Genomic DNA, 6,687 nt, shown 5'->3' on the forward strand with positions numbered 1-6,687 from the left:
GGCCTGTTCCGGCTGCAAACTACGATGATTGAGCCAGCCTAATTACTGGCTAAACAATTTGCCAACGAGCAACGTAACAATCGCACCGCACACCGCGCCGGTGACCGTTAAAATCATTTTATCAAAATTCCTACGAAAGAACCCCTCAGACGGCCTATAGTATATGGCCGGCCGCATAACATTCACGTAAAATCCCCAGATAAAATATGAAATAAAGACTACATTCAATATTAGATAGATACCCTCGAATATACTGTAAATGTTTTTCTGCAATTCGCTCAATTCAGCGTAATCAACTTTTTGCTTCAGTAAATACCACAACAAAAATGCACAGCAAAAACCCAGCATAACATATAAATTTCTGTCGATAATTTTATCAAGAATCGTCTTCCGATGAAGCAATTCATGCGCAGTCGATTTTACCTTGCTAACATCATCTTCACTTCCCCAAGAGTGAGAAACACGGCTGAAATTCCTATAGAAAGAAATTCTAACGTTGTCACATATGATTGAGGGGTGACCAATCATTAGGCTTTTGTTGCTCTTGATATCATCAATAGATTCAAACTCTATGTTTTTATTCTCTGCTCTAACGGTTTTGAATTTCAATTCTTCGATTATTCTTATTAACTCGTCTATAGAAATAGATATATTTCCGATTTTATATTCTGTATTTTTTTCGATATGTCTTTTATCACGCACTCCTCCAAGCCCATTTTGCTACATCAAAATGGGCGCAAAGCCTTGGAGTCAAGGGGCTCAACGATTTCAAAGGGATAGGATGGTGCTGCGAGAGAGGATTGAACTCTCGACCTCTCCCTTACCAAGGGAGTGCTCTACCACTGAGCTACCGCAGCTGTCGAATGCGGCGCTTCTGCCACATCAATCCGGTAAGCGCAAGTTATGTGTGAAACTTGTTTGCAGTGTTTTTGCACGGACACGGCGCGGCCATAATGATAGGTATTTTCGGCTTTCGCGACGATCGAACAGGGGACACGTTCGGGCAATCTTCATGAATTCGAACAAAACTACGCAGGTTTCGCCGACGAAAGACGACCGCAAGGCACGCCTTGCGCAGGAATTGCGCGCCAATCTGCAGAAGCGCAAGGCGCAGGCGCGGTCGCGCCGGACCGGCGAGGAAGATGCACGACCCGAGGGAATCGCCGCTGCGCAGACGCATGACGAGGAAAACTAGCTGATTCATGAGTGGGCTTTTGGCGAGACGGCTAAAATCCTATTTCTTGAACGGCATTTCACGATGGTCTAGACGGACCGCAAGGATAAACGGACAAAACCGGGAAACATCCCGGAGAAATGATTCTCATGGATCGCATAAGAATAGTCGGCGGCAACCCTCTGGAAGGCCGCATCCCGATTTCCGGCGCAAAGAACGCCGCCCTGCCGCTGATGATCGCGTCGCTTTTGACCGATGACACGCTGACGCTGGAAAATGTGCCGCACCTGGCCGATGTCGAGCAGCTCATCCGCATTCTCGGCAATCACGGCGTCGACTATTCGGTCAATGGCCGCCGTGAGAGCCAGCACGAAGGCTATTCGCGCACCATCAATTTCACCGCCCGCAACATTGTCGACACCACCGCTCCCTACGAGCTGGTTTCCAAGATGCGCGCCAGCTTCTGGGTGATCGGGCCACTGCTCGCCCGCATGGGCGAGGCCAAGGTTTCGCTGCCGGGCGGCTGCGCCATCGGCACGCGCCCGGTCGACCTGTTCATCGACGGCCTACAGGCGCTGGGCGCCGATATCGATGTCGACAGCGGCTACATTCTCTCCAAGGCCAAGAACCGGCTGCGGGGCAACCGCTACGTCTTCCCGAAAGTTTCGGTCGGCGCGACCCATGTGCTGATGATGGCGGCAACGCTGGCGCGCGGTGAAACCGTACTGGAAAACGCTGCCCGCGAGCCGGAAGTCGTCAACCTTGCCGAATGCCTGATCGCCATGGGCGCCAAGATCGATGGCGCCGGCACCTCGACCATCACCATCGAGGGCGTCGATGCGCTGTCCGGTGCGCGTCACCGCGTCATCCCCGACCGCATCGAGACCGGCACCTATGCCATGGCGGTTGCAATGGCCGGCGGCGACGTGCTGCTGGAAGGTGCGCGCGCCGACCTGCTGCAAGGCGCGCTCGACATCCTCGCGCAGACCGGCACCGAAATCATCCCGGTCAATTCCGGCATTCGCGTTCGCCGCAACGGCTCAGGCATCTCGCCCGTCGACGTGACGACCGAGCCTTTCCCCGGCTTCCCGACCGATCTTCAGGCGCAATTCATGGGCCTGATGACCATGGCCAAGGGCAAATCCCGCATCACCGAGACCATCTTCGAGAACCGCTTCATGCATGTGCAGGAGCTGGCCCGCCTCGGCGCTCACATCACGCTTGCCGGCCAGACCGCCATCGTGGAGGGCGTCTCGAAGCTCAAGGGCGCGCCGGTGATGGCGACGGATCTGCGTGCTTCGGTATCGCTGGTCATCGCCGGGCTGGCTGCCGAAGGCGAAACCGTGGTCAACCGCGTCTATCACCTCGACCGCGGATTCGAGCGGCTGGAAGAGAAGCTTTCCGGCTGCGGCGCGACCATCGAACGCCTGTCTTCGTAGGAACCGCTCCGCGCCGGCTGGCGTTTCGGTTGCGTGCTTTGCCAAGACCGCATAACACAAGGCCAGAAACCTTCGCACAGGCGCCGGCGCGGATATGGACCAGCTTAAACTCGTCGCACTCGACGAACAGGATTTGAAGATCGTCTCGGCGCATGTCCAGGACGCCGTCATGAAGGTCGGCGACCTGGATTTTTCCGCGGCCTCCAAGCGCTTCATCATGAGCGTCAACCGCTTCGCCTGGGAAACCAGGACCGGCTTCTTCCGCCCGCATTATGAACGCCGCAAGAGCGTTCTGGATTTCAACCGCGTGCTCGGCGTCAGGGCAACCGGCATCGACCGCGAAAAGCCTGAAGACGTGCTTTCGCTTCTGGCGATACAATTTCACGAAAGAGACGCACCGGCCGGCGCCATCGAATTGATTTTCGCCGGTGGCGGCGCAATCGCGCTGCAGGTCGAATGCATCGAAGCGCGCCTGGCCGATCTGGGCGCTGCCTGGGAAGCAAGTTCCCGCCCCGTCCACAAAGCATGACGAGTTTTCATAAAAAATGGCAATTACGCTCAACACATCCGATGCCGATTTCGAGACGCGCTTTGCGGCGTTTCTGACGACCAAGCGTGAAGCTTCGCCGGATGTGGATGCAGTGGTGCGCACCATCATTGCCGATGTGCGCGCACGCGGCGACGCGGCACTCAAGGAATTGACGCTGAAGTTCGACCGTGCCGACCTCGATTCGCTGGGCATCGCCGTGTCGAAGGACGATATCGCGCAAGCCTATCGCGATGCCGATCCGGCGACGGTAGAGGCGCTGAAATTCGCCCGCGACCGCATCCGCTCGCACCATCAGCGCCAGCGGCCGCAGGACGACCGCTATGTCGATCCGATCGGCGTCGAGCTCGGCTCGCGCTGGACTGCCGTCGAGGCGGTCGGGCTCTACGTGCCGGGCGGTACGGCGAGCTATCCAAGCTCGGTGCTGATGAATGCGGTTCCCGCCGTCGTTGCCGGCGTCGAGCGCATCGTCATGGTCGTGCCGGCAACGGGCGGCATCATCAACCCGCTGGTTCTGGTGGCGGCCGATATTGCCGGCGTCAGCGAAATCTACCGAATCGGCGGCGCGCAGGCCGTGGCAGCACTTGCCTATGGCACCGAAACGATCGCGCCGGTGGCCAAGATCGTCGGGCCGGGCAATGCCTATGTCGCGGCGGCCAAGCGGCAGGTGTTCGGCACCGTCGGCATCGACATGATCGCCGGCCCATCGGAAGTGCTGGTGATAGCCGACGCCGACAATGATCCCGACTGGATCGCCGCCGACCTTCTGGCGCAGGCAGAACACGACGCATCGGCGCAGTCGATCCTGATCACCGACGACGCCGGCTTCGGCAAGGCGGTCGAGGAAGCTGTCGAACGCCAGATCAAGTCGCTATCACGGGCGAAGACCGCAGCGGCAAGCTGGCGCGATTTCGGCGCGGTGATCCTGGTGAAGGATATCGACCAGGCGATCCCGCTTGCCAACCGTATCGCTGCCGAGCATCTCGAACTCGCCGTTGCCGATCCTGAGGCGCTGCTGCCGAAAATCCGAAATGCCGGCGCGATCTTCATCGGAAGCCATACGCCCGAAGTCATCGGCGATTATGTCGGCGGCTCGAACCATGTGCTGCCGACGGCGCGATCCGCACGGTTTTCCTCCGGGCTTTCGGTGCTGGATTTCATGAAGCGCACGTCGCTGCTGAAGCTCGGGCCTGACCAGTTGCGCGCGCTGGCGCCGGCGGCGATCGCACTCGCCACGGCCGAGGGGCTCGACGCGCATGGCCGCTCCGTCGGCATCAGATTGAACCTGCAAGAGTGAGGGATGGACGACGTCACCCGCCAACGCTCCAGACTGATCGACGTCGCGCTTGACGAATCGATCGGCCGTTCGACGCCCGACATCGAGCACGAACGGGCGGTGGCGATTTTCGACCTCATCGAGGAAAACAGCTTTCAGCCGGCCAATGACGAGGGCAACGGACCCTACAAGCTGCAACTCTCGATGATCGATTCCCGGCTGGTCTTTGCCATCACGCATGAAGACGACAGCCCGGTGATGACCCATATCCTGTCGCTGACGCCGTTCCGCCGCATCGTCAAAGATTATTTCATGGTCTGCGAGAGCTATTACGAGGCCATCCGCACCTCAAGCCCGAACCAGATCGAGGCGATCGACATGGGTCGCAGGGGCCTTCACAACGAAGGCTCGCAGACGCTGATGGACCGGCTGGCCGGCAAGATAGACATCGATTTCGACACGGCGCGCCGCGTCTTCACGCTCGTCTGCGTCCTGCACTGGCGGGGTTAGTCCTGGCTCAGTCGACGCCCCCTCCCCGATCCATTCTGTTCATGTGCGGCATGAATGCCGTGCGCTCTCCCATGGCCGAGCTTCTGGCCCGCAAGGTGCTGCCTGCAACGACCTTCGTCGCCTCGGCGGGCGTGCGCACGGGCGAGCGCGACCCTTTCGTCGACGCCGTGCTTGCCGAAGACGGCCTGTCGCTCAACGACCGCCAGCCGCGCTCGCTGGACGAGCTGGAGGACGACTATTTCGACCTGATCGTGACGCTGGCGCCGGAGGCGCACCACGCAGCACTGGAACTGACGCGCTCCATGGCCGTCGAGGTCGAATACTGGCCGACGGCCGACCCGACGACGGCGACCGGCACGCGCGAGCAGATCATGGCTGCCTACCGGGATGTGCGCGAGCGGCTGAAAGCCAGAATCGCCCAGCGTTTCCTTCCATGAACGCCACTGGGCCTACGTCGATTAAGCGTGTTCACAAAGAGCATATAATCATATAGGTTCCGCCGAAATTCCGGCCGAAGTGCCGAAATACAATCCAGACCAAAGGTAAAGAATGCCGAAGGAAGAAGTCCTCGAGTTTCCGGGCACGGTGACAGAACTGCTGCCGAACGCGATGTTTCGCGTCAAGCTCGAAAACGAACACGAAATCATTGCCCACACGGCCGGCCGCATGCGCAAGAACCGCATCCGCGTGCTGACGGGCGACAAGGTCCTCGTCGAAATGACGCCATACGACCTGACCAAGGGCCGCATCACCTACCGTTTCAAGTAAGACGGTTCGCGAGTCGCGTTTTCCAACCGACGGGAATTAGATGAGCGCTTTCCAGAAGCTTGTGCTTGCCTCGGCTTCGCCGCGCCGGATCGAGCTTCTGCAGCAGGCGGGCCTCGAGCCCGACCGGCTGCTGCCGGCCGATGTCGACGAGACGCCGCTGCGCGCCGAGCATCCGCGCTCGCTGGCCAAGCGCCTTTCCAAGGCCAAGGCCGAGAAGGCGCTCGAATCGCTCAAGACCGAGCCTGATTTTGCCGGGGCCTTCATCCTCGCCGCCGATACGGTCGTTGCGGTCGGGCGGCGCATCCTGCCCAAGGCGGAACTGCTCGACGAGGCCTCGAACTGCCTGAAGCTTCTTTCCGGCCGCTCGCACCGCGTCTATTCCGGCGTCTGCCTGATCACACCGGATGGCAAGCTGCGCCAGCGGCTGGTGGAAACACGCGTGCGCTTCAAGCGGCTCGCACGCGAGGAACTGGAAAGCTATCTCGCTTCGGGCGAATGGCGCGGCAAGGCCGGCGGCTATGCCGTGCAGGGGCTGGCCGGCACCTTCGTCGTCAAGCTCGTCGGCTCCTACACCAATGTCGTCGGCCTGCCGCTCTACGAGACGGTCGGCCTTTTGACGGCAGAAGGCTTCAAGGTGCATTTCAACTGGCTGTCTGGGGCGCGGGCATGAGTGCTGACGCGCCTGGCAACGTCACGCCGCTGCGGCCGAAGCGGCCCTGCCCCGAATGCGGCAAGCCGTCCGCGCGCGAGACCTACCCGTTCTGCTCGACGCGCTGCAAGAATGTCGACCTCAACCGCTGGCTTTCGGGCAGCTATGCCATTCCCGTTCGCGACGACGAGGAAGAGCAAGGCGACGAGCCGGCGAATTAGGGTTTGACCGTGATCTTTTCCGAAAACCGGCAACTGTGTTGTTTCAGGTCGCGAAGGGCTTTCCGGTCCGGATGATAGCGTTGATGGTGACGAGGATTTTGCG

The 6,687-nt window shown here is 59.7% G+C and carries 10 protein-coding genes and 1 tRNA gene; 9 read left to right on the forward strand and 2 right to left on the reverse strand.

Annotated elements, in window-relative coordinates; genetic code table 11:
• Positions 1-42 precede the first annotated feature (42 nt).
• Both WBQ96_RS21715 and WBQ96_RS21720 read right to left on the reverse strand, forming a co-directional pair.
• Positions 43-702 (reverse strand): hypothetical protein, encoded by a 660-nt coding sequence (locus WBQ96_RS21715; RefSeq protein WP_336554194.1) that lies wholly within the window; start codon positions 700-702, stop codon positions 43-45.
• An 80-nt stretch (positions 703-782) separates the two neighbouring features.
• A tRNA-Thr gene (locus WBQ96_RS21720) sits at positions 783-857 on the reverse strand.
• Between the two features lie 155 nt (positions 858-1,012).
• Here WBQ96_RS21720 and WBQ96_RS21725 point away from each other — a divergent pair.
• The 9 genes from WBQ96_RS21725 (at position 1,013) to yacG (ending at position 6,584) form a co-directional block, all read left to right on the forward strand.
• Positions 1,013-1,195 carry a hypothetical protein gene (locus tag WBQ96_RS21725; RefSeq protein WP_336554195.1) on the forward strand — a complete coding sequence of 61 codons (183 nt, stop codon included), beginning with the start codon at positions 1,013-1,015 and terminating at the stop codon, positions 1,193-1,195.
• A gap of 128 nt (positions 1,196-1,323) precedes the next feature.
• Complete coding sequence (murA, locus tag WBQ96_RS21730) at positions 1,324-2,613, forward strand: UDP-N-acetylglucosamine 1-carboxyvinyltransferase (RefSeq protein ID WP_336554197.1); 1,290 nt, start codon at positions 1,324-1,326, stop codon at positions 2,611-2,613.
• Between the two features lie 94 nt (positions 2,614-2,707).
• Positions 2,708-3,142: a DUF2948 family protein gene (locus WBQ96_RS21735; protein ID WP_336554199.1), complete on the forward strand. Its 435-nt coding sequence runs from the start codon at positions 2,708-2,710 to the stop codon at positions 3,140-3,142.
• A gap of 16 nt (positions 3,143-3,158) precedes the next feature.
• Positions 3,159-4,457: a histidinol dehydrogenase gene (gene hisD / locus WBQ96_RS21740; RefSeq protein WP_336554202.1), complete on the forward strand. Its 1,299-nt coding sequence runs from the start codon at positions 3,159-3,161 to the stop codon at positions 4,455-4,457.
• Between the two features lie 3 nt (positions 4,458-4,460).
• On the forward strand, positions 4,461-4,946 hold the full coding sequence (locus WBQ96_RS21745; protein ID WP_336554204.1) for a UPF0262 family protein: 486 nt from the start codon (positions 4,461-4,463) through the stop codon (positions 4,944-4,946).
• 41 nt (positions 4,947-4,987) lie between these two features.
• On the forward strand, positions 4,988-5,383 hold the full coding sequence (locus WBQ96_RS21750) for an arsenate-mycothiol transferase ArsC (protein ID WP_165114737.1): 396 nt from the start codon (positions 4,988-4,990) through the stop codon (positions 5,381-5,383).
• A 112-nt stretch (positions 5,384-5,495) separates the two neighbouring features.
• A complete protein-coding gene (gene infA / locus WBQ96_RS21755; protein ID WP_019172992.1) occupies positions 5,496-5,714 on the forward strand; it encodes a translation initiation factor IF-1 in 219 nt (72 codons plus the stop codon).
• A gap of 40 nt (positions 5,715-5,754) precedes the next feature.
• Positions 5,755-6,384: a Maf-like protein gene (locus tag WBQ96_RS21760; protein ID WP_165114736.1), complete on the forward strand. Its 630-nt coding sequence runs from the start codon at positions 5,755-5,757 to the stop codon at positions 6,382-6,384.
• Positions 6,381-6,584 carry a DNA gyrase inhibitor YacG gene (gene yacG / locus WBQ96_RS21765; protein ID WP_165114735.1) on the forward strand — a complete coding sequence of 68 codons (204 nt, stop codon included), beginning with the start codon at positions 6,381-6,383 and terminating at the stop codon, positions 6,582-6,584. The genes WBQ96_RS21760 and yacG overlap by 4 nt, the downstream gene beginning before the upstream one ends.
• Positions 6,585-6,687 lie beyond the last annotated feature (103 nt).

The organism is Mesorhizobium sp. CCNWLY176, assembly GCF_037153935.1.
Lineage (GTDB): Bacteria > Pseudomonadota > Alphaproteobacteria > Rhizobiales > Rhizobiaceae > Mesorhizobium_M > Mesorhizobium_M zhangyense.

Coding starts and splice junctions, on each gene's coding strand:
- murA (WP_336554197.1), top strand. CDS start 1,324: ATGGATCGCATAAGAATAGTCGGCGGCAACCCTCTGGAAGGCCGCATC.
- WBQ96_RS21750 (WP_165114737.1), top strand. CDS start 4,988: ATGTGCGGCATGAATGCCGTGCGCTCTCCCATGGCCGAGCTTCTGGCC.
- yacG (WP_165114735.1), top strand. CDS start 6,381: ATGAGTGCTGACGCGCCTGGCAACGTCACGCCGCTGCGGCCGAAGCGG.
- WBQ96_RS21745 (WP_336554204.1), top strand. CDS start 4,461: ATGGACGACGTCACCCGCCAACGCTCCAGACTGATCGACGTCGCGCTT.
- WBQ96_RS21725 (WP_336554195.1), top strand. CDS start 1,013: ATGAATTCGAACAAAACTACGCAGGTTTCGCCGACGAAAGACGACCGC.
- WBQ96_RS21735 (WP_336554199.1), top strand. CDS start 2,708: ATGGACCAGCTTAAACTCGTCGCACTCGACGAACAGGATTTGAAGATC.
- hisD (WP_336554202.1), top strand. CDS start 3,159: ATGGCAATTACGCTCAACACATCCGATGCCGATTTCGAGACGCGCTTT.
- WBQ96_RS21760 (WP_165114736.1), top strand. CDS start 5,755: ATGAGCGCTTTCCAGAAGCTTGTGCTTGCCTCGGCTTCGCCGCGCCGG.
- infA (WP_019172992.1), top strand. CDS start 5,496: ATGCCGAAGGAAGAAGTCCTCGAGTTTCCGGGCACGGTGACAGAACTG.